The sequence below is a fragment of the Streptomyces sp. NPDC031340 genome, assembly GCF_055569945.1.
Window position 1 is genome coordinate 1 of sequence record NZ_JBVIIE010000087.1, and the last position, 21454, is coordinate 21454.

16 protein-coding genes are annotated in these 21454 nt (G+C 71.8%); 11 read left to right on the forward strand and 5 right to left on the reverse strand.

The genetic code is table 11. From position 1 onward, the window contains the following. Nucleotides 1–251: 251 nt before the first annotated feature. The 5 genes from ACZ5GT_RS38615 to serA all read left to right on the forward strand — a co-directional run bounded on the left by ACZ5GT_RS38615 (nucleotide 252) and on the right by serA (nucleotide 9098). On the forward strand, nucleotides 252–3446 hold the full coding sequence (locus ACZ5GT_RS38615) for a putative bifunctional diguanylate cyclase/phosphodiesterase (RefSeq protein ID WP_469036012.1): 3195 nt from the start codon (nucleotides 252–254) through the stop codon (nucleotides 3444–3446). 243 nt (nucleotides 3447–3689) lie between these two features. Then, complete coding sequence (locus ACZ5GT_RS38620) at nucleotides 3690–5537, forward strand: acetolactate synthase large subunit (RefSeq protein WP_469036014.1); 1848 nt, start codon at nucleotides 3690–3692, stop codon at nucleotides 5535–5537. A gap of 22 nt (nucleotides 5538–5559) precedes the next feature. Further along, nucleotides 5560–6084 (forward strand): acetolactate synthase small subunit, encoded by a 525-nt coding sequence (gene ilvN / locus ACZ5GT_RS38625; protein ID WP_469036015.1) that lies wholly within the window; start codon nucleotides 5560–5562, stop codon nucleotides 6082–6084. A gap of 118 nt (nucleotides 6085–6202) precedes the next feature. Next, the gene (ilvC, locus tag ACZ5GT_RS38630; RefSeq protein WP_469036016.1) at nucleotides 6203–7201 is read left to right on the forward strand and encodes a ketol-acid reductoisomerase; all 999 of its coding nucleotides are present in this window, start codon (nucleotides 6203–6205) and stop codon (nucleotides 7199–7201) included. A gap of 307 nt (nucleotides 7202–7508) precedes the next feature. Next, a complete protein-coding gene (gene serA, locus ACZ5GT_RS38635; protein ID WP_469036019.1) occupies nucleotides 7509–9098 on the forward strand; it encodes a phosphoglycerate dehydrogenase in 1590 nt (529 codons plus the stop codon). Nucleotides 9099–9183: 85 nt separating this feature from the next. Here serA and ACZ5GT_RS38640 read toward each other — a convergent pair whose 3' ends face one another. Further along, on the reverse strand, nucleotides 9184–10689 hold the full coding sequence (locus tag ACZ5GT_RS38640) for an MFS transporter (RefSeq protein WP_469036023.1): 1506 nt from the start codon (nucleotides 10687–10689) through the stop codon (nucleotides 9184–9186). 96 nt (nucleotides 10690–10785) lie between these two features. On the opposite strand from ACZ5GT_RS38640, the gene ACZ5GT_RS38645 reads away from it, so the two are divergent. Further along, on the forward strand, nucleotides 10786–11379 hold the full coding sequence (locus tag ACZ5GT_RS38645) for a TetR/AcrR family transcriptional regulator (protein ID WP_469036025.1): 594 nt from the start codon (nucleotides 10786–10788) through the stop codon (nucleotides 11377–11379). Nucleotides 11380–11431: 52 nt separating this feature from the next. Here the strand turns inward: ACZ5GT_RS38645 and ACZ5GT_RS38650 are convergent, their stop codons facing one another. Beyond that, entirely contained in the window at nucleotides 11432–12637 is a 1206-nt protein-coding gene (locus ACZ5GT_RS38650; protein WP_469036027.1) for a PucR family transcriptional regulator, read from the reverse strand. Nucleotides 12638–12803: 166 nt separating this feature from the next. Here ACZ5GT_RS38650 and ACZ5GT_RS38655 point away from each other — a divergent pair, with 166 nt between their 5' ends. Both ACZ5GT_RS38655 and pruA read left to right on the forward strand, forming a co-directional pair. Further along, complete coding sequence (locus ACZ5GT_RS38655) at nucleotides 12804–13730, forward strand: proline dehydrogenase family protein (protein ID WP_469036029.1); 927 nt, start codon at nucleotides 12804–12806, stop codon at nucleotides 13728–13730. 38 nt (nucleotides 13731–13768) lie between these two features. Further along, nucleotides 13769–15400, forward strand: coding sequence for an L-glutamate gamma-semialdehyde dehydrogenase (gene pruA / locus ACZ5GT_RS38660; protein ID WP_469036032.1), 1632 nt, complete (start codon nucleotides 13769–13771; stop codon nucleotides 15398–15400). Between the two features lie 73 nt (nucleotides 15401–15473). Here the strand turns inward: pruA and ACZ5GT_RS38665 are convergent, their stop codons facing one another. Together ACZ5GT_RS38665 and ACZ5GT_RS38670 are read right to left on the reverse strand one after the other, a co-directional pair. After that, the gene (locus tag ACZ5GT_RS38665; RefSeq protein ID WP_469036036.1) at nucleotides 15474–15674 is read right to left on the reverse strand and encodes a DUF5988 family protein; all 201 of its coding nucleotides are present in this window, start codon (nucleotides 15672–15674) and stop codon (nucleotides 15474–15476) included. A 120-nt stretch (nucleotides 15675–15794) separates the two neighbouring features. Then, the gene (locus ACZ5GT_RS38670) at nucleotides 15795–16724 is read right to left on the reverse strand and encodes an NADP-dependent oxidoreductase (protein ID WP_469036038.1); all 930 of its coding nucleotides are present in this window, start codon (nucleotides 16722–16724) and stop codon (nucleotides 15795–15797) included. A 333-nt stretch (nucleotides 16725–17057) separates the two neighbouring features. Between ACZ5GT_RS38670 and ACZ5GT_RS38675 the strand changes: the two genes are divergently transcribed. After that, nucleotides 17058–17189 carry a hypothetical protein gene (locus ACZ5GT_RS38675; RefSeq protein WP_469036041.1) on the forward strand — a complete coding sequence of 44 codons (132 nt, stop codon included), beginning with the start codon at nucleotides 17058–17060 and terminating at the stop codon, nucleotides 17187–17189. 45 nt (nucleotides 17190–17234) lie between these two features. On the opposite strand, the gene ACZ5GT_RS38680 is transcribed toward ACZ5GT_RS38675, so the two are convergent. Further along, nucleotides 17235–18812 carry a purple acid phosphatase family protein gene (locus tag ACZ5GT_RS38680; protein WP_469036043.1) on the reverse strand — a complete coding sequence of 526 codons (1578 nt, stop codon included), beginning with the start codon at nucleotides 18810–18812 and terminating at the stop codon, nucleotides 17235–17237. Between the two features lie 142 nt (nucleotides 18813–18954). On the opposite strand from ACZ5GT_RS38680, the gene ACZ5GT_RS38685 reads away from it, so the two are divergent. Both ACZ5GT_RS38685 and ACZ5GT_RS38690 read left to right on the forward strand, forming a co-directional pair. Further along, nucleotides 18955–19998, forward strand: coding sequence for a 3-isopropylmalate dehydrogenase (locus tag ACZ5GT_RS38685; protein ID WP_469036045.1), 1044 nt, complete (start codon nucleotides 18955–18957; stop codon nucleotides 19996–19998). Between the two features lie 250 nt (nucleotides 19999–20248). Beyond that, nucleotides 20249–21337 (forward strand): branched-chain amino acid aminotransferase, encoded by a 1089-nt coding sequence (locus ACZ5GT_RS38690; RefSeq protein WP_469036048.1) that lies wholly within the window; start codon nucleotides 20249–20251, stop codon nucleotides 21335–21337. Nucleotides 21338–21454 lie beyond the last annotated feature (117 nt).

Sequence of the window (21454 nt, forward strand, 5' to 3'; positions counted from 1 at the left end):
GGTGGGGGGGGTGGGGGGGAGACGCGCGCGACAATTATTGTCCACACCCACCACCCCCCCCCCCCCCCCCCCCCCCCCCCCCCCCCCCCCCCCCCCCCCCCCCGACGCGGTCACCACACCGATCACGGCTGCCGGCACAGCCGTCACCACGACGGCCGTCACCACCAGAGGCACAACAGCCGTCGGCGGCAGGCGTGTCCGGCGCACCGGGACCCCCGAGGCACGGGAGCCGAGCGGGCCTGGAGGGTCCGGTGACCTCGCCGCCGCCTCCCACGACCACCGTCGACGGAGCGCCGCGGCCGCAGTGCTCCCAGGGCGCGCCGCCCCGCCGGCCGGCCGCGAGCGGCGGGCCCGGCCTGTTCCGTCAACTCGTGGTGGCGCTGGTCTGCGCGGCGTACGCCGTCGGTTCCGCCGTGGGCTGGGGATCCGACGAAGTGTCGCTGATCATGGGCGACTTCGGGCTCAGCGCCGCCGCGGCCACCGCCGCCGTGTCCTGCGGGCTGTACGCCCGCGACCGACGCGTCCGCTTCCGGCCCGCCTGGACGCTGTTCGCCCTGTCCTCCGCGATGGCGGCCCTGGGCAACGGGGTCTGGGGGTGGTACGAGGTGGTCCTGGAACAGCCCGTGCCCAGCCCGAGTTACGCCGACCTGTTCTTCCTGTGCTTCGCGCCGCCCGCCATCGTGGGGCTGTTGGTGCTCGCCAAGCGGCCCGTGACGAAGGCGGGCTGGGTGTGTCTGGCGCTGGACGCGTGGCTGATCGGCGGCTCGCTGCTCACCCTGTCCTGGAGCCTCGCGCTCGCCCAGGCCGCCCGGTTCGACGGACCCAGCGTCGCCTGCACCGCCCTGTCACTGGCGTACCCGCTGCTGGACATCGCCCTGGTCAGCATGGTGCTCGCGCTGCACTTCAGGCGCTCCGCGGTCAACCGCACGGCGGTCAACACCGCCATCGGCGCGCTCGCCCTCACCGTGATGTGCGACGCGCTGTTCACCTCGCCGCTGCTGCACGACAGCTACCACTCCGGCCAGTTGCTCGACGCGGGCTGGTTCGCCGGCTCCCTGCTGCTCGCCTACGCCCCCTGGGCCGCGTCCCGGCACACGCAGCCGGAGCCCGAAGCCCCGGAGCCCGAAGCCCCGGAGCCCGTCGGCGCGGAGGCGGCCGGCGCCGGGGCCGGCCGGCACGACGGGCGCAGCGGCGGCCACAACTGGCCTGAATGGCACGGCGGCCGGCACGACGGGCACACGCGCGTGCTGCACGAACACCTGCCCGGCGAACGGGGCGGCCCGCACCGGCACCCCGCCTCCCCGCAGGCGGACGACCACGGCCGGTACCCCGCGCCCCCGCAGGCGGACGACCACGGCCGGTATCCGGCCGCCCGGCCGATCGCCGGCTCGCTGGCCGCGCTCACGCCCTACCTCGCCGCCGCCGTCTGCACGCTGGGCATCCTCTACAATGTGCTCAGCGGCCGCAGCGTCGACCGCGTGGTACTGCTGACCGGCGGCACGGTCGTGCTCGCCCTCGTGGTGCGCCAGGGCATCATGCTGCTGGACAACATCACCCTCACCCAGGAACTGGCGCAGCAGGAGAACCACTTCCGCTCCCTGGTGCAGGGCTCCAGCGACGTCATCATGATCGCCGCGCCCAACGGCATCCTCCGCTACGTCTCGCCGGCCGCCGCCGGGGTCTACGGACGCCCCGCGGAGGAGCTGGTGGGCACGGAACTGGCCAACCTCATCCACCCGGAGGACCTGGGCCGCGTGGTGCACGAGGTGCGCCGCTTCCTCGCCGCCAGCCCGCTGGAGGAGCCCACCACCCGCATCGAGTGCCGGTTCCGCTCCGGCGGGGGCGCCTCCCGCCCGGGCGGAGCCGGGAGCGGGGGAGACTGGCTCAACGTCGAGTCCACCGTCAACCGCCACCACGGCGGCCTCATCTTCAACAGCCGGGACGTGACCGAGCGAGTGCGCCTGCAGGCGCAGTTGCAGCACAACGCCGAACACGACCCGCTCACCGACCTGCCCAACCGCGCCCTGTTCACCAAGCGCGTCCAGCAGGCCCTGTCCGGCCGACGGTCCTCCGACCGCGGGGCCGCGCTGCGCGGCACGGCCGTGCTCTTCATCGACCTCGACGGCTTCAAGGCCGTCAACGACACGATCGGGCACCAGGCCGGGGACGAACTGCTCGTCCAGGCCGCCCGCAGACTCCAGGACGCCGTCCGGCACGGCGACACGGCCTCCCGGCTCGGCGGCGACGAGTTCGCGGCCCTGATCGTCGGGGACGGCGGCCGCGACCGCTCCGCCCGCGAACGCCACATACTGGAACTCGCCGAGCGCCTCAGAGCCACGCTCTCCCAGCCCTACCTCATCGACGGCAACGATGTCCGGGTCAACGCGTCCATCGGCGTGGCCTTCGCCGAACCGGGACTCGGCGCGGGCGAACTGCTGCGCAACGCCGACCTCGCCATGTACCGCGCCAAGGCAGGCGGCAAGGGCCGCGTCGAGCTGTACGCGCCGCAGATGCAGCAGGACGTCGTACGCAAGGCGGAACTGGCCACGCGACTGCGCGCCGCCCTGCAGGACGGCGAGTTCACGCTGCTGCACCAGCCGGTGGTGCGCCTGTCGGACGGCCGGATCACGGCGGTCGAGGCGCAGGCGCGCTGGCGCTCCTCCCAGGGGGTGCTGTTCACCCCGGCCGAGTTCCTGCGGGTGGCCGAGGAGAGCGACAGGACGCAGGAACTGGACCGCTGGATCCTCGAGGAGGCCGTCGCCCAGGCCGCCGAACGCGCCGCGACCGGCCTGCCGGTGCCGGTGGCGGTCCGGATGAGCGCCCGGCGGCTGCTGGACCGCGCGCTGCCGCTCGGCTCGACAGAGGCGCTGCTGACCCGGCACGGACTGCCGTCCGGGGCGCTGGTGATCGAGCTGTCCGACGTCGACTGCCGGGTCTCGCCGGACGAGCTGGAGCGGCGCCTGTCGGCCCTGCGCCGGCTGGGCGTGCGGATCGCGCTGGACGGCTTCGGCGGCGGCCACGGGGCGATCACGGCCCTGCGCAGACTCCCCGTCGACGTGCTGAAGCTGGACCGCGGCCTGGTCGAGGGCGTCGTCGAGTCCGCGCGGCTGCACAAGATCACCGGTGGGCTGCTGCGCATCGCCGCCGATCTCGGGCTGCAGTCCGTGGCCGTCGGGGTGGACCAGCCCGAGCAGGCCGCCACCCTGCGCGCGATGGGCTGCACGCACGGACAGGGCCTGGTGTTCTCCGGTCCGCTGGAGGAGCACCGGCTGCGCAGGGCGCTCGGTACCGGCCACTGCGCGGTCCCGCACGGGCCCGCCGAGCCCGTCTTCGCGGGTGGCGTGAGAGAGACGACGGGGCGGGTGTACTCCAGTGGGGTGACGGCCGTCCTGAGGGGCGCCAGTGCCCTGCGCTCACATGATGAGACTCCTGTCCCACCGGCTTGACATGCGGTACGCGGTGGGGGGAGGGTCGGTTCCATGCGCACCCGAATTCTCGTACTTGGAAAGCGCGTCGGCTGACGCTGGTGACGTCCGGACGGACCCGGAACTCCCAGCGAACACACCCGGCGCGCTCCCCTCGCTTGCCTTATGGCACGAGGGGTTTTTTGTTGCACAGGCGCCTGTCGTGCAGCAGCCCAACGCCGCCCAAACCTCGCAAAAACCCTCAGCATCGAGAAGAGAATGCCGATGACCGAGCAGGCCACCGGGGCCCACCATCCGCAGCCGCGGCCCCGATCCGGAGGACAGCACTCCGCCCCCGAGTACGTCACGGGTGCGCAGTCCCTCATCCGCTCTCTCGAGGAGGTCGGCGCCGACACGGTATTCGGCATTCCCGGCGGTGCCATCCTTCCCGCCTACGACCCGCTGATGGACTCGACCCGGGTGCGCCACGTCCTGGTCCGTCACGAGCAGGGCGCCGGCCACGCGGCCACCGGCTACGCGCAGGCCACCGGCAAGGTCGGCGTCTGCATGGCCACCTCGGGCCCGGGCGCCACCAACCTGGTGACGCCGATCGCGGACGCCCACATGGACTCGGTGCCGCTGGTGGCGATCACCGGCCAGGTCGCCTCCTCGTCGATCGGCACGGACGCCTTCCAGGAGGCGGACATCGTCGGCATCACCATGCCGGTCACCAAGCACAACTTCCTGGTCACCAAGGCCGAGGACATCCCGCGGGTGATCGCGCAGGCGTTCCACATCGCCTCCACCGGCCGCCCCGGCCCGGTCCTGGTCGACATCGCCAAGGACGCCCTCCAGGCGAGGACCACCTTCTCCTGGCCGCCCGTCATGGACCTGCCCGGCTACCGCCCGGTGACCAAGCCGCACGCCAAGCAGATCCGCGAGGCGGCCAAGCTGATCACCGCCGCCCGGCGGCCGGTCCTCTACGTCGGCGGCGGTGTGCTCAAGGCGCACGCCACCGCGGAGCTGAAGGTCCTGGCAGAGCTCACCGGAGCGCCCGTCACCACCACCCTGATGGCGCTCGGCGCATTCCCCGACAGCCACCCGCTGCACGTGGGAATGCCGGGCATGCACGGTGCGGTCACCGCCGTCACCGCGCTGCAGAAGGCCGACCTGATCGTCGCCCTCGGAGCCCGCTTCGACGACCGCGTCACCGGCAAGCTGGACAGCTTCGCCCCGCACGCCAAGATCGTCCACGCCGACATCGACCCGGCCGAGATCGGCAAGAACCGCGCCGCCGACGTGCCGATCGTCGGGGACGCCCGCGAGGTCATCGCCGACCTGATCCAGGCCGTGCAGAAGGAGCACAGCGAGGGCCACAAGGGCGACTACACCGCCTGGTGGAAGGACCTGTCCCGCTGGCGCGACACCTACCCGCTCGGCTACGACCTGCCCGAGGACGGCTCGCTCTCCCCGCAGCAGGTCATCGAGCGCGTCGGCCGGCTCGCCCCGGAGGGCACGATCTTCGCGGCGGGCGTCGGCCAGCACCAGATGTGGGCCGCGCACTTCATCCAGTACGAGAAGCCCGCCACCTGGCTGAACTCCGGCGGCGCGGGGACGATGGGCTACGCGGTCCCGGCCGCGATGGGCGCCAAGGCCGGCGCGCCGGACCGGACCGTCTGGGCGATCGACGGCGACGGCTGCTTCCAGATGACCAACCAGGAGCTCACCACCTGCGCCCTGAACAACATCCCGATCAAGGTCGCCATCATCAACAACGGCGCCCTCGGGATGGTCCGCCAGTGGCAGACGCTGTTCTACAACCAGCGCTACTCCAACACCGTGCTCCACTCCGGCCCCGACGACATCAACCCCGACGCCAGGGGCACGCGCGTGCCGGACTTCGTGAAGCTGTCCGAGGCGATGGGCTGCGTGGGGCTGCGCTGCGAGTCCCCGGACGACCTCGACAAGGTCATCGAGGAGGCCAACGCGATCAACGACCGCCCGGTCGTCGTGGACTTCATCGTCCACGAGGACGCGATGGTCTGGCCGATGGTCGCCGCCGGCACCTCCAACGACGAGATCATGGCCGCCCGGGACGTCCGCCCCGACTTCGGCGACAACGAAGACGACTGAGCGAGAGAGACCAAACGAAGACATGTCCAAGCACACGCTCTCCGTCCTGGTGGAGAACAAGCCGGGCATCCTGGCCCGGATCGCCGCCCTCTTCTCGCGCCGCGGCTTCAACATCGACTCCCTCGCGGTCGGCGTCACCGAGCACCCCGACATCTCCCGCATCACCATCGTCGTGGGGGTGGAGGAACTGCCGCTGGAGCAGGTCACCAAGCAGCTCAACAAGCTCGTCAACGTCCTGAAGATCGTCGAGCTGGAGCCGGCGCAGGCCGTTCAGCGCGAACTCGTCCTGGTGAAAGTGCGCGCCGACAACGAGACGCGCTCCCAGATCGTCGAGATCGTCCAGCTGTTCCGCGCCAAGACCGTCGACGTCTCCCCGGAGGCCGTCACCGTCGAGGCCACCGGCTCCACCGAGAAGCTGACCGCCATGCTCAAGATGCTCGAGCCGTTCGGCATCAAGGAGCTGGTGCAGTCCGGCACGATCGCGATCGGACGCGGCGCACGTTCGATCACCGACCGGTCGCTGCGCGCTCTCGACCGCTCGGCATGACGACGGATGCGGGCGACCGGGTGACACCGGCCGCCCGCATACCGAGACCGTGAGACTTCCCTTCCCCCCGCCGTCATACGGTGGGACGCAACACCAGCACTCAAGGAGAGAACCCAAAGTGGCCGAGCTGTTCTACGACGCCGACGCCGACCTGTCCATCATCCAGGGCCGCAAGGTCGCGGTCATCGGTTACGGCAGCCAGGGCCACGCCCACGCGCTGTCGCTGCGCGACTCGGGTGTCGACGTCCGCGTCGGTCTGCACGAGGGCTCCAAGTCCAAGGCGAAGGCCGAGGAGCAGGGCCTGCGCGTGGTGACCCCGGCGGAGGCCGCCGCCGAGGCCGACGTGATCATGATCCTGGTCCCGGACCCGATCCAGGCCCAGGTCTACGAGGAGTCCATCGCCCCGAACCTCAACGACGGCGACGCCCTGTTCTTCGGCCACGGCTTCAACATCCGCTTCGGCTTCATCAAGCCCCCGGCCGGCGTCGACGTCTGCATGGTCGCCCCGAAGGGCCCGGGCCACCTGGTGCGCCGCCAGTACGAGGAGGGCCGCGGCGTTCCCTGCATCGTCGCCGTCGAGCAGGACGCCTCCGGCGACGCCTTCGCGCTGGCGCTGTCGTACGCCAAGGGCATCGGCGGAACCCGCGCCGGCGTCATCAAGACCACCTTCACCGAGGAGACCGAGACCGACCTGTTCGGTGAGCAGGCGGTCCTGTGCGGTGGCACCGCGGCGCTGGTCAAGGCGGGCTTCGAGACGCTGACCGAGGCCGGCTACCAGCCGGAGATCGCCTACTTCGAGTGCCTGCACGAGCTGAAGCTGATCGTGGACCTCATGTACGAGGGCGGCCTGGAGAAGATGCGCTGGTCGATCTCCGAGACCGCCGAGTGGGGCGACTACGTCACCGGCCCGCGGATCATCACCGACGCCACCAAGGCCGAGATGAAGAAGGTCCTCGCCGAGATCCAGGACGGCTCCTTCGCCCAGAACTGGATGGACGAGTACCACGGCGGTCTGAAGAAGTACAACGAGTACAAGAAGCAGGACTCCGAGCACCTGCTGGAGACCACCGGCAAGCAGCTGCGCAAGCTGATGAGCTGGGTGAACGAGGAGGCGTAAGCCTCCAGGCCACGGGGCCGGAGCGGATCGCTCCGGCCCCGTTGTCCAACCCGTCCAGTCTCCGACGGGTGATCCTTCCGCGGTGGCGTGAGACGACGCCCGCCGCGCCACTAGACTGCTGCACAACAAACGCGTCAGGCCCACAGCGTCGTGCGTCTTCCACGCGGCCCAAGGGCCTGTCTGACATTCCCCCCTGCCTCGCGGCGTCTCCTCGGGCGGACGACGGGAATGGCCAGACCGGCCCCAGCACCCCTCCACCGCCTGCGGCCGTCGGGACGGCCGTCCGCATCGCACATGTGAGGACCACGTGAGCTCGAAACCCGTCGTACTCATCGCTGAAGAGCTGTCGCCCGCGACCGTGGACGCACTCGGACCCGACTTCGAGATCCGGCACTGCAACGGAGCGGACCGAGCCGAGCTGCTCCCCGCCATCGCCGACGTCGACGCGATCCTGATCCGCTCCGCCACCAAGGTGGACGCCGAGGCGATCGCCGCCGCGAACAAGCTGAAGGTCGTCGCGCGAGCCGGCGTCGGCCTCGACAACGTCGACGTCTCCGCCGCCACCAAGGCCGGCGTGATGGTCGTCAACGCCCCCACCTCCAACATCGTCACGGCCGCCGAGCTGGCCTGCGGCCTGCTCATCGCCACCGCGCGCCACATCCCGCAGGCCAACGCCGCGCTGAAGAACAGCGAGTGGAAGCGCAGCAAGTACACGGGCGTGGAGCTCGCCGAGAAGACCCTCGGCGTCGTGGGCCTGGGCCGCATCGGCGCGCTCGTCGCCCAGCGCATGTCCGCCTTCGGGATGAAGGTCGTCGCCTACGACCCCTACATCCAGCCCGCGCGGGCCGCGCAGATGGGCGTCAAGGTGCTGTCGCTGGACGAGCTGCTGGAGGTCTCCGACTTCATCACCGTCCACCTGCCCAAGACCCCCGAGACCCTCGGCCTGATCGGCGACGAGGCGCTGCGCAAGGTCAAGCCGAGCGTGCGCATCGTCAACGCCGCCCGCGGCGGCATCGTCGACGAGGAGGCGCTGTACTCGGCGCTGAAGGAGGGCCGCGTCGCGGGCGCCGGCCTCGACGTGTACGCCAAGGAGCCCTGCACGGACTCCCCGCTGTTCGAGTTCGACCAGGTGGTGTGCACCCCGCACCTCGGCGCGTCGACGGACGAGGCGCAGGAGAAGGCCGGCATCGCCGTGGCCCGGTCGGTGCGGCTCGCCCTCGCCGGTGAGCTGGTCCCCGACGCGGTGAACGTCCAGGGCGGCGTCATCGCCGAGGACGTCAAGCCGGGCCTGCCGCTCGCCGAGCGCCTCGGCCGGATCTTCACCGCGCTCGCGGGCGAGGTCGCGGTCCGTCTCGACGTCGAGGTGTACGGCGAGATCACTCAGCACGACGTGAAGGTGCTGGAGCTCAGCGCCCTCAAGGGCGTCTTCGAGGACGTCGTCGACGAGACCGTCTCCTACGTCAACGCCCCGCTGTTCGCGCAGGAGCGCGGTGTCGAGGTGCGCCTGACGACCAGCTCCGAGTCGGCCGACCACCGCAACGTGGTGACCGTGCGCGGCACGCTCGGCAGCGGCGAGGAGGTGTCGGTCTCCGGCACGCTGGCCGGTCCGAAGCACCTGCAGAAGATCGTCGCCGTCGGCGACTACGACGTCGACCTCGCGCTCGCCGACCACATGGCCGTCCTGCGCTACGAGGACCGTCCGGGCGTCGTCGGCACGGTGGGCCGTGTCTTCGGCGAGGCGGGCATCAACATCGCCGGCATGCAGGTCGCCCGTGCGGCGGCCGGCGGCGAGGCGCTGGCCGTGCTGACGGTCGACGACACGGTGGCCCCGAACGTGCTGGCCGAGGTCGCCGAGGAGATCGGGGCGACGTTCGCCCGGTCGGTGAACCTCGTCTGACGCGACGAGACCGCGCGGGACGCACGCGAACGCCGGACGGGCCGAGGAACATCCTCCTCGGCCCGTCCGGCGTTTTCGCGGGCCGTCAGCCGTCCTCGCCACGGGCCTTCCGCAGGGTCGCCGTCGCCAGCGCCGCCGCCCCGGCCAGCAGGACCGCCCCCGCGATCGCCGCCCCGTGCATCCCGGCGGTGAACGCCTCGCGGGCCGCCGTCGCCAGCCCCGGGACGCCGTCGGCGACCGCCAGCGCGCCGCCCAGCGTCTCGCGGGCCGCGTCCGGAGCCGAGGCCGGGATGTCGTGGCGGTAGACCGCCGTGCCGATGGAGCCGAGGACCGCCATGCCGAGCGCGCCACCGAACTCCGCGCCGGTCTCCATCAGGGAGGACGCGGAACCCGCCCGCTCCACCGGGGCGCTGCCCATCGCCAGGTCCGTGATCTGCGAGATCACCATGACGATCCCGGAGGCCAGCACGCCGCACGCGGCCAGCAGCAGCCACAGGGAGTCCGTGTCCGTGAGGACCAGCATCCCGTAACCGCCCGCGGCGATCGCGAAGCCCGCGGCGACCACGTGGGCGCGGTCGACGCCCTTCTGGACGAGCGCGGTCGCCGCCGGGGCTGCCATGCCGATCGGCACCGAGGGCAGCAGCGCCCACAGGGCCGCCTCCATCGCGCTCCTGCCGAGCACCGACTGCAGGTACTGCGTGGTGAAGAACGCCGAGCCCATCATGGCGAACGAGGCGATCAGGTTGAGGACGACGGACGGGGCGAAGCCGCGGCCGCGGAACAGGGCCGGGTCGATCAGCGGTGAGGCCGCGGTGCGCTGGCGGTGGACGAAGGCGGCCGCGAAGAGCAGGCCGACGGTGATCGAGACGACGTACCGGACGTTCCAGCCCTCGGACGGGATCTCCTTCAGCCCGTAGATCACCGGGAGCACGGCGGCCATCGACAGCGGGACGCTCAGCCAGTCGAACCGGCCGGGAGCGGGGTCGCGCGACTCCGGCAGCAGCAGGGGGCCGAGGACCAGCAGCAGCGCCATCGCCGGCAGGTTCACCAGGAAGACCGAGCCCCACCAGAAGAACTGGACCAGCACGCCGCTGAGCACCGAGCCGAGCGCGATCCCGGCCGTCATCACACCGGACCACAGCCCGATCGCCTTCGCGCGCTGGGCGGGGTCGGTGAACATCGTGCGGATCAGCGCCATCGTCGACGGCATCAGGGTCGCGCCGCCGACGCCGAGGACCGCGCGCGCCGCGATCAGGGTCCCGGCGCTGTCGGCGTACGCCGCCACCAGGGAGGCGGCGCCGAAGGCGGCCGCGCCCAGCAGCAGGAGCCTGCGGCGGCCGATGCGGTCCCCGAGCGAGCCCATCGTCATCAGCAGGCCGGCCAGCACGAAGGCGTAGATGTCGAAGATCCACAGCTGCTGGGTGCCGCTCGGCCGCAGGTCGGCGCTGATCGCCGGGATGGCGAAGTACAGGACGGAGACGTCCATCGAGACCAGCAGCAACGGCAGCATCAGCACGCCCAGCGCGGTCCATTCGCGGCGGCCGGCGCGCCGGCCGGCCGAAGTGGTGGCGGTGCTCGTCGAGTTCGTCATGCCGATGACTGTACGGGCGTATAAAACGTCTGTCTAGTACGGCTGTATAAATCGTTCGTCTAGGACGGGTGTATGGAACGGCGCTAGGGTGGGGGCATGGGACATCGTGAGGATCTGCTCGAGGGCGCCAAGCGCTGCCTGCTGGACAAGGGGTTCCTGCGCACGACGGCGCGGGACATCGTCAAGGAGTCGGGGACCAACCTGGCGTCGATCGGCTACCACTACGGGTCGAAGGACGCGCTGCTGGTGGCGGCCTACGTCTCCCTGATCGAAGGCATGGGCGACCGCTTTGACCCGGGCTGGGGCACGGGCGGTGCGATGTCGGCCGCGCCGGGGTCGCTGGAGCGGTTCCGGGAGGTGTGGAGCAACGTCATCCGCACGCTTCCCGAGTCCCGCGCGGTCTGGCTGCTCACCTTCGAGCTGATCATCCAGGGCGACCGGCTCCCGGAGGTGCGCAAGCTGCTGGTCGAGGCCCAGGAGCAGGGCCGCTCCGGCATCGTGCCGCTGTTCACCGGCGTCCCCGAGGACGAGATCGATCCGGAGACCGCCGACACCGAGGGCCGCTTCTACCAGACCCTGCTGCAGGGCCTCATGGTCCAGTGGCTCTTCGACCCCGGCTCCGCCACCGACGCCGACCGCCTGACGGAGGGCCTGCGCCGGGTGATCGAGGCCGCAGGGAAGACGCCCTGAGCGGGGTGGCCGCGGCGATCCGGCCGAGGGGAACCGGGGCCGGGCCGGGCGATCACAGTCGGGCCGCCTTCAGGGCCATGTGCAGCAGCAGCCGGTCCTCGCCGTCGTCCAGGTCGAGGCCGGTGAGCTGCTCCACGCGGGACAGGCGGTAGTAGAGGGTCTGGCGGTGGATGCCCAGCTCGGCGGCGGTGCGGCCGGCCTGGCCCGCGAGGTCCAGGTAGACCTCGGCGGTGCGGGCCAGCTCCCGGTGGGCGGGGGAGAGCAGGGCGTGCACGGCGGGATCGCGGGCCACGTCCGGCGGCAGCGACGTCAGCAGGCGGAACGGCCCGATGCGCGCCCACTCGGCGACCGGGCCGAGCCGCGGCTCGGCGAGCGCCGCCCGGGCCGCCGCCGAGGCCTCCCGCCAGGCCGCGCCCAGCTCCGCCAGCCCGGTGCGCGCGGCGGCGACCCCGGCCGCCGGGCCGGACTCCGCCCCGGCCGGCCGCCCCGCCCGTTCCAGCAGCCGGGCCGCCGCCGACGTCGCCGCGGTCAGGGCGTCGGCCGAGCGCAGCCGGACCAGCAGGGCGAGGCACTGGGCCGCCGTCCCCCAGGGGACCGTGCACAACGCGGTCGCGCCCGGCACCGTCCGCACCGAGGGCGCGTCCTCCGGGTCGGCGGAGGGCCAGGGGGCCACGCACACCACCGTGTGCGGGCCGTCCGCGCGGGCCCCGAGGGCGGTGCGCAGCTCCGCCACCGCCATCTCCCGCTGCCAGCCCCGCTCGGCGGTCAGCACCGCCCGCAGTTCCCGGGTGAGGTCGGCGCCGTGCTGCGCCTCGTCCGCGAGCAGCGCGCCGATCCGGGCCGTCACCGCCATGGCCGCGTCGAGCTGCCGCTCGGTCGGCCCCGGATCGTCGTCCAGCAGCCAGACGTAGCCGAGCACGACCCCTCGGTGGCGTACCGGCAGGCAGACGCGCCCGCGGTAGACCCCGGCCTCCGGACTGGGCGGGATGCGCACCGGGCCGGTCGCGCGGGTGATGCCGAAGCCCTCGAACCAGGTGCGCACCGCCGGGGTGGAGCGCCGGGACAGGATCGAACGGGTGCGCACCGGGTCCAGGGCCGACGCGTCCAGGTCGCGCTCGTTGTCGTAGGCGCCGAAGGCGATCAGCTCGAAGTCCCGGTTCTCCAGCGTCGCGGGCGCGCCCAGCAGCTCGGAGATCTCGTCGACCAGCTCCTGGTAGTCACCTTTGTAGTCCGAGGTCACCCGGGCATTGTCCCGCATGGCCGGGAAACCCTTCATACATCTGTCTGAGATCTGCGGCACGGATGCGTGACAGCTGTCGATGGCCGACGATCGGAGGGATCCTTAGGTTTCACGGTGGTACTCCGTGCCGTGCCCGCTTCGCCGGGTCACGGCCCCCCTTCTGGCCTTGTTGTGGAGGTGCCCCGTGCTGGGTCCCGTGATTCTCGCCGCGTCGCGCAGCGACCGGATGCGACGCCTGGTCTCGGCGGCCCCGGGAACCAGGCAGGTCGTCGACCGCTTCATCCCCGGCGAGACCGTCGACGACATCGTGCCGGTCATCCAGGACCTCACCGGCAAGGGCCTGGAGCTGACCATGGACGTCGTCGGCGAGGACATCACCACGCCCGGGCAGGCCGCCGCCGCCCGCGACGCCTACCTGGAGCTCGTCGACCGGCTGAAGGACCTGGAACTCGGTCCCCGGGTCGAGATGTCGGTCAAGCTGTCCATGTTCGGACAGGCGCTGGCGGACGGCCACGAACTGGCGCTGCGCAACGTCCGGCCCGTCGTCGAGGCCGCCGCCGCGATCGGCACGACCGTGACGCTCGACGCGGAGGACCACACCACCCTCGACTCGATGTTCGCCATCCACGACGCGCTGCGCGAGGACTTCCCGCAGACCGGCTGCGTCATCCAGGCCTACCTCTTCCGCACCGAGGACGACGCCCGCCGGCTCGCCGCGAACGGCAGCCGGGTGCGGCTGGTGAAGGGGGCGTACAAGGAGCCCGCCTCGGTCGCGCACCAGCGCAAGCACGACATCGACAAGGCGTACGTGCGCGTCCTGCGGACCCTGATGCAGGGCGAGGGATACCCGATGATCGGCTCCCACGACCCGCGCCTGATCTCCATCGCCCAGGAACTCGCCCGGCGCGCCGGGCGCAAGCCGGACGAGTACGAGTTCCAGATGCTGTACGGCATCCGCGGCGAGGAGCACCTGCGGCTGGCCGCCGAGGGCCACCGCATGCGCGTCTACACCGCCTACGGCACCGACTGGTACGGCTACTTCATGCGCCGCCTCGCGGAGAAGCCGGCGAACCTGCGCTTCTTCCTGCGCTCCACGCTCACCCAGGGCTGAGCCCGACACCCGCTCACGTACAAGGAGTTACGCATCCCATGGACGCTGTGACCCAGGTCCCCACCCCCGTCAACGAGCCGGTGCACGGCTACGCCCCCGGCTCGCCCGAGCGCCAGCGCCTGGAGGCCAAGCTCAAGGAACTGGCCGAGAACCCGGTCGACCTGCCGATGACCATCGGCGGCGAGAAGCGGATGGGCGGCGGCGAGCCCTTCCAGGTCGTCCAGCCGCACAACCACAAGGCCGTCCTCGGCACCTTGCGCAACGCCACCCGGCAGGACGCGCGCGACGCGATCGACGCGGCCCTCGCCGCCGCCCCGGCCTGGCGCGCGATGTCCTTCGACGACCGCGCGGCGATCATCCTGCGCGCCGCCGAACTGCTCGCCGGGCCCTGGCGCGAGACCATCGCCGCCTCCACCATGCTGGGCCAGTCGAAGACCGCGCAGCAGGCGGAGATCGACTCCCCGTGCGAGCTGGTCGACTTCTGGCGGTTCAACGTCCACTACGCCCGCCAGATCCTCGCCGAGCAGCCCCCGGCGAACTCCCCGGGCGTCTGGAACCGCCTGGACCACCGCCCGCTGGAGGGCTTCGTCTACGCGATCACGCCGTTCAACTTCAGCGCGATCGCCGCCAACCTGCCCACCGCCCCCGCCCTCATGGGCAACGTGGTGATCTGGAAGCCGTCCCCCACCCAGACCCACGCGGCCGTCCTGCTCATGCGGCTGCTGGAGGAGGCGGGCCTGCCCAAGGGCGTCATCAACCTGCTCACCGGCGACGGCCTCGAGGTCTCCGAGGTCGCCCTGAACCACCGTGACCTGGCCGGCATCCACTTCACCGGCTCGACCAAGACCTTCCAGTACCTGTGGAAGACGGTCGGCAACAACATCGAGAAGTACCGCTCCTACCCGCGCCTGGTCGGCGAGACCGGCGGCAAGGACTTCGTCGTCGCCCACCCGAGCGCCGACCGCGCGGTGCTGAAGACGGCGCTGACCCGCGGCGCCTTCGAGTACCAGGGCCAGAAGTGCAGCGCCACCTCGCGCGCCTACCTCCCGGCGTCGATCTGGAACTCCGGTTTCAAGGAGGAGTTCGCGGCCGAGGTCGACGGCCTGACGATGGGCGACGTCACCGACCTGTCCCACTTCATGGGCGCGGTGATCGACGAGCGGTCCTTCGCCAAGAACAAGGCGGCGATCGACCGCGCGAAGCAGGACCCCAGCTGCACGATCGTGGCGGGCGGCGGCTACGACGACTCGGTCGGCTGGTTCGTCCGTCCGACCGTCGTCGAGTGCACCGACCCGGACAACGAGGTCTTCCGCACCGAGTACTTCGGCCCGTTCCTCGCCGTGTACGTGTACGAGGACGACAAGTACGACGAGATGCTGACCCAGATGGAGTCGGTGTCCGACTACGCGCTGACCGGTTCGGTGATCGCGAACGACCGCGCGGCGGCGGCGTACACGATGGAGAAGCTGCGTTACGCGGCCGGCAACTTCTACATCAACGACAAGTCCACCGGCGCCGTCGTCGGCCAGCAGCCCTTCGGCGGCGGCCGTGCCTCCGGCACCGACGACAAGGCCGGCGCCCCGCAGAACCTGCTGCGCTGGACGCTGACCCGCGCCATCAAAGAGACGCTGGTCCCGCCGACCGACTACACCTACCCGCACATGGGCTGACGGATCGTCACCCACCGTGACCGGGGCCGGGGCCGGACCGCAGAGGTCCGGCCCCGGCCTCCTTCCGTGCGCCTCAGCTCGGCAGTTCCGTCCGCTCCCACCACTCGTACACCGGCAGCCGGCCCTGGTCCGTCTCCGCCTGCCGTGGAGTCGCGCGGAAGTGCTCGTATCCGTTGAGCCACTCGATCTTCACGTCGTTCCCGGGCGGCGGGACCGGGACGATCCGCTGGGGCAGATCCTTCGGACCGCCCTCGAGAAGTGCCTTGTCGCTCATGACGTCACCTTCCCGTGGCCCGGCTCCGCCGTGGCGTGCGCGGAGCGGACCTCAGTCGCGTGGACGACTCCATTATCGACCCGCGCACCGCCGTTGTCGGCCGAGGAGCCGCCGTCCGGCTCACGGGCGGCCGGGCACCAGCACCACCGCGCCCTCGGTGTCGCCCGCCTCGCCCAGTTCCTGGGCCTTCGCCGCCTCGGCGAACGGCAGCACCGCCGCCACGTGGACGCGCAGGCGGCCGTCCGCCAGGAGGCCGGCGACCTTGGCGAGGCGTTCCCCGGAGGGCTCGGCCCGGACCATGGCGAAGCGCATGCCGCGGGCCTCCACGTCCTCCGGGGCGAGCCCCGGGTCGCCGGGGACCGCGGACACCAGCAGGCCGTCCGGGCGCAGGGTCCCCAGGGTGCGCGGACCGTCGTCGCCGCCCACCAGGTCCAGGGCCACGTCGATGTCGTGCACGACGGCGTCCAGGTCGGCGCCGGCCGGGTCGAGGAGTTCGTCGGCCCCCAGGTCGCGCACCAGGCCGTGCCGGTCGGCGCGGGCGGTGGCGACGACGTACGCGCCCTCCGCCCTGGCCAGCTGGACCGCCAGGTGCCCCGCGCCACCGTCGGCCGCGTTGATCAGCACCCGGGTGCCCGGGCCGACCCGGCCGATGTCGATCAGGGCCTGCCAGGCGGTGAGCGCGGCCGTCGGGGCCCCGGCCGCGTGCACGTGGTCCAGCGTCGCGGGCTTCGGCGCGAACTGACCGGCCGGCGCGGTGACGTGGGTGGCGTAGCCGCCGCCGTCGTCGATCCTGCCGAACACCTCGTCGCCGGGGCCGAACCGGGTGACGTCCGCTCCGGCCGCCGCCACCACGCCGGACACGTCGAGGCCCGGCGTGAACGGCGGCTCCGCGTACGGAGGTTCCCCGTACTGCGGTTCCCCGTTCCGCGGGGCCGCTCCGGGACGCGCCGCCGGGGCCGCCGGGACGACGCCCGCGGCGAGCACCCGCAGCAGCACCTCGTCCGCCGCGGGCGCCGGCCGCTCCTCGGTCCGGTGATGTGGCGTGCTCATCTCTCCATTCTGACTCCGCCGGCCGGCCTCGGACATCCCGGCACGGCGGGGCGCGCGTCGGCCATGGGGCCGCGAGGACGGAAAGTGCAGGTCGGAGCGGTGTGACCCGATCCACTGTCTCAGATAGTAGGAAGTCCGAGTAATTGTGGAGACAGACCGGGACCGCTCCCTTAGCTTTGTAGGAGCCGAACGTATCGCTCGACCAAGCGAATGGCGGTCGTGAGCCGGGCCCCGCGCAGGCAACCCCTGCGGCCCCGCTCCCCGCCCTACCCGGCGTCTCGCATCCCCATCTCTGTTTCCCGCACTCCCGTGTGTCGAAGGAGTCGATTTCCCATGGCCGAGACGACCGCCCGCCGCCGAGTCCGTCGCATCTCCCGTACCACCGAGTCCGAGCGCAAGAACGCCGCGGCCGCCCTCCAGCGCGCCCTCGACCGCAGGGACAACGGCGGCGCGACCGGCCACTGAGCCGTCACCCGCGGCGCGGACCGAGCCGTCACCCGCGGCGCGGGCTCACGCCCCGCGCCGCACCTCGAAGTGGTCGATGCGCTTACCGCTGTCCGTGAGCGCCGACACCCTGAGCCGGGGCGCCGCGCCGCTCACCGCCTCCACCGAGAGCAGCGAGAAGCCCCGGTAGCGCACCCGCGACCACTCCGCCGTCTCCGCCTTCGCGGCCCGCGACTTCGTCCACCGGAAGGTGTCGACCGGGTCGTGGCGGGTGACGTGCCCCTCGTAGCTCTCCTTGACGCCCGGCGGGAAGCCGTACAGGTCCCTGCCGCCGCCGCCCGCCGTGACGTACACGGTCCCGTCCCGCGTCGGGTCGGTCGACGCGCCGACCGGCACCGCCCGGCCGACCCCGCCGTCCCTGATCGCGTCGGTCCGTTCGTAGACGTGGTTGTGGCCGTTGATCACCAGGTCCACCTGGTGCTCGGCGAACAGCGGGAGCCACTCGGCGCGCACCCCGCCGTCGGAGGCGTGCGTGGAGGTCGAGTAGGCGCAGTGGTGGAAGAAGACGACGATGAAGTCGACGTCCTTCGCCGCCCGCAGCTCACCCAGCTTCGCGGCCAGCCACCTCGTCTGCCGGCCGCCGGTGTAGCCGAGGTTGGCGGGGATCTCGTACGACACGTCGTTGGCGTCCAGCGCGACGAAGCCGACGTTGCCGTAGGTGAACGCGTACACGCCCGGCGCCGTGCGCGGGTCGAAGCCGCTGTCGGGCAGGGAGAAGCGGGCGAGCTGGCCGCCGTAGCCGTCCGGCGAGTACCAGGCCTCCATGTCGTGGTTGCCGGTCGTCACCATCCACGGCACCGACCGCGCCACCGGCTCGTTCTGCTTGAGGAACAGGTCCCAGAACGCGGGGTCGTACCCGTCGCTCTGCCGGCCGCGCCCGTTGACGTCCGCGTAGCAGATGTCGCCCGCGTGCAGGTGGAAGGCGGGCTTCTGGCGCAGCACCACGTGGTCGTTGGCGGCCGCCGCCCGGCTGACGCCCTGGTCGCCGAACGCCGTGAAGACGAACGTCTCGGGACGCGCGGGCGCCGTGCGGAAGGCGCCGATCGTCGAGCGGTGCCGTGCGGAGGCGGGGTCGAAGCCGTCGTGGCCGACGCCGTAGTAGTACGTCGTGCCGGGCTGCAGGCCGTCCAGGGCGGCGTGCAGGTAGTACTGCTCCAGGGCCGGGCGCACGCCGGTCACGCCGGGGGTGTGCAGGGCGCGGACCTCGGCCGCGGTCTTCCGGCCCAGGTCGTCGGGTCGTGTCCCGACGCGCACGTAGGGCCTGCGCACCGCCAGCGGCACCTGCCAGGAGACGCGCATCTGCGTCTTCGGGTCCGCGCCGAAGGCGAGATGGCGGCCGAACGGGGAGACGGCGGAGCCGTGGACCAGGGAAGCCGCCGGCGACGCGCCCGTGGCCGTCGCGCCGCCCGGCCCGGCGCCCCGCGACGCCGGGCCGCCGCAGCCGGTCAGCAGCCCGCCCGCCACCGCGCCGGCCGTCACCAGCGTGCGGCGCCGGCTCAGCCCGGTGCGCAGGTACTCGTACTGCTCGGCCATGCTCATCCGGCTCGCGAGCTGCGGCGGGATGCCGACGTCGGGAAGGTCCATGGCGGTGAACTTCCCAGCAAATCCCAACGGCCGCCACACCTGGGGGTGAACGGGCGGCGACGCCTCGGTGCCGCCACCCGCGCCGGTGTCCGCATGACGGACAGCCGGTGTCATTCCATGGGACGAGGAGTAGGGTGCCCGCATGTCTCGCAGCATCAATCTCGCAGTGATCCCCGGTGACGGCATCGGCCAGGAGGTCGTGGCCGAAGGTCTGAAGGTCCTCTCCGCCGTCCTTCCGCAGGATGTGAAGCTGGAGACCCAGGAGTACGACTTCGGCGCCAAGCGCTACCACGCCACCGGTGAGACCCTCACCGACGCCGACCTCGACGCCCTGAAGCGGCACGACGTCATTCTGCTCGGCGCGATCGGCGACCCGAGCGTCCCCTCCGGCGTGCTGGAGCGCGGCTTCCTGCTGAAGCTCCGCTTCGCCTTCGACCACCACGTCAACCTGCGTCCGTCGAAGCTGCTGCCGGGTGTCGCCACCCCGCTCGCCGGTGAGCCGCAGATCGACTTCGTCGTGGTCCGCGAGGGCACCGAGGGCCCGTACACCGGCAACGGCGGCACCATCCGGAAGGGCACGCCGCACGAGGTCGCCACCGAGGTCTCCGTCAACACGGCCTTCGGTGTCGAGCGCGTGGTCCGCGACGCCTTCGCCCGCGCCCAGGCCCGCCCGCGCAAGAAGCTCGCGCTGATCCACAAGAACAACGTGCTGACCTTCGCGGGTCACCTGTGGACGAACGTCTTCAACGAGGTGGCGAAGGAGTTCCCCGACGTCACCACCGAGTACATGCACGTGGACGCGGCGACCATCTACCTGGTCACGCAGCCCGAGCGCTTTGACGTGATCGTCACCGACAACCTCTTCGGCGACATCATCACCGACCTCGCCGCGGCCGTCTCCGGCGGCATCGGCGTCGCCGCGAGCGGCAACATCAACCCCAGCGGCGAGTTCCCCTCGATGTTCGAGCCGGTCCACGGTTCCGCGCCCGACATCGCCGGCCAGGGCAAGGCCGACCCCACCGCCACGGTCCTGTCCGTCGCCCTGCTGCTGCGCCACCTCGGCTACGAGGCCGAGGCCGCCCGCATCGAGGAGGCGGTCTCCGCCGACCTCGCCGACCGCACCGGCAAGCCCGCCCGCTCGACCGCCGAGATCGGCGACGCGCTGGCCGTACGAGTAGCCGGCTGACCCCGCCGCGCTCCTCGGATACACCAGAAGCCGCCGGGTCACTCGCACCCGGCGGCTTTCCTGCGTCCCCGCCGGGTGCCACCATCATCCCCTGGGCCGCATTCACGCCTTTCGTTCCACGGACTCCCGCTTGTCATAATCGAACGCGGGTCGCGGAACGAGGGAATGCTCGGACGTCCTAGCACTGGCCACTGGCAGTCACGGGCGTGAGGCGGCTCGTCACTACACGACCGGTGAAGGACAACTTCTCATGACGACGCCCACGATCGAGCTCAAGCCCTCCGCCAGCCCGCTGTCCGACGCCGAGCGCGAGGCGATCCTGGCCAGCCCCGGGTTCGGCCGCCACTTCACCGACCACATGGTGACGATCAAGTGGACGGAGGGGCGCGGCTGGCACGACGGCCAGCTCGTGCCGTACGGGCCGCTCTCCCTGGACCCGGCGAACATGACCCTGCACTACGCGCAGGAGATCTTCGAGGGCCTCAAGGCCTACCGCCAGCCCGACGGGTCCGTCGCCACCTTCCGCCCCGAGATGAACGCCCGCCGCTTCCAGCGCTCCGCGCACCGCCTCGGCATGCCCGAGCTACCGGTCGAGACGTTCATCGACGCCTGCGACGTGCTGGTCCAGCAGGACCAGGCGTGGGTGCCCGCGCACGGCGGCGAGGAGTCGCTGTACCTGCGCCCGTTCATGATCGCCACCGAGGTCGGCCTGGGCGTCAAGCCCGCCAACGAGTACCTCTTCCTGGTCATCGCCTCCCCGGCCGGCGCCTACTTCCCCGGCGGCGTCAAGCCCGTCACCATCTGGCTCTCCGAGGACCGCGTCCGCGCCGTCCCCGGCGGCACCGGCGACGCCAAGACCGGCGGCAACTACGCGGCCTCCCTGCTCGCCCAGGCCGAGGCCGCCGCCAAGGGCTGCGACCAGGTCTGCTACCTCGACGCGGTCGAGCACAAGTGGATCGAGGAACTCGGCGGCATGAACCTGTACTTCGTCTACGGCGACCGGATCGTCACGCCGACCCTCACCGGCTCCATCCTGGAGGGCGTCACCCGCGACTCCCTGCTCACCGTCGCCCGCGACCTCGGCTACACCGCCGAGGAAGGCCGCGTCTCGATCGACCAGTGGCAGCGCGACGCCGAGAACGGCACGCTGACCGAGGTCTTCTCCTGTGGAACCGCCGCCGTCATCACCCCGGTCGGGACGGTCAAGCGGGAGGGCGCCGAGTGGCAGCAGGCGGGCGGCGAGCCCGGCGAGGTCACGCTGAAGCTGCGCCGGGCGCTGCTGGACATCCAGCGGGGCATCGCCGAGGACAAGCACGGCTGGATGCACAAGCTGAGCTGACCGGCGCGCCGTCACGAGGGGCGCCTCCTGCCTGGAGGCGCCCTTCTTCGTCTGTAGTTTGAGCATTGCTCAAATCTTCCACTGTCGACTTACCGGCGATCCTTTTCTTTCAGGCGT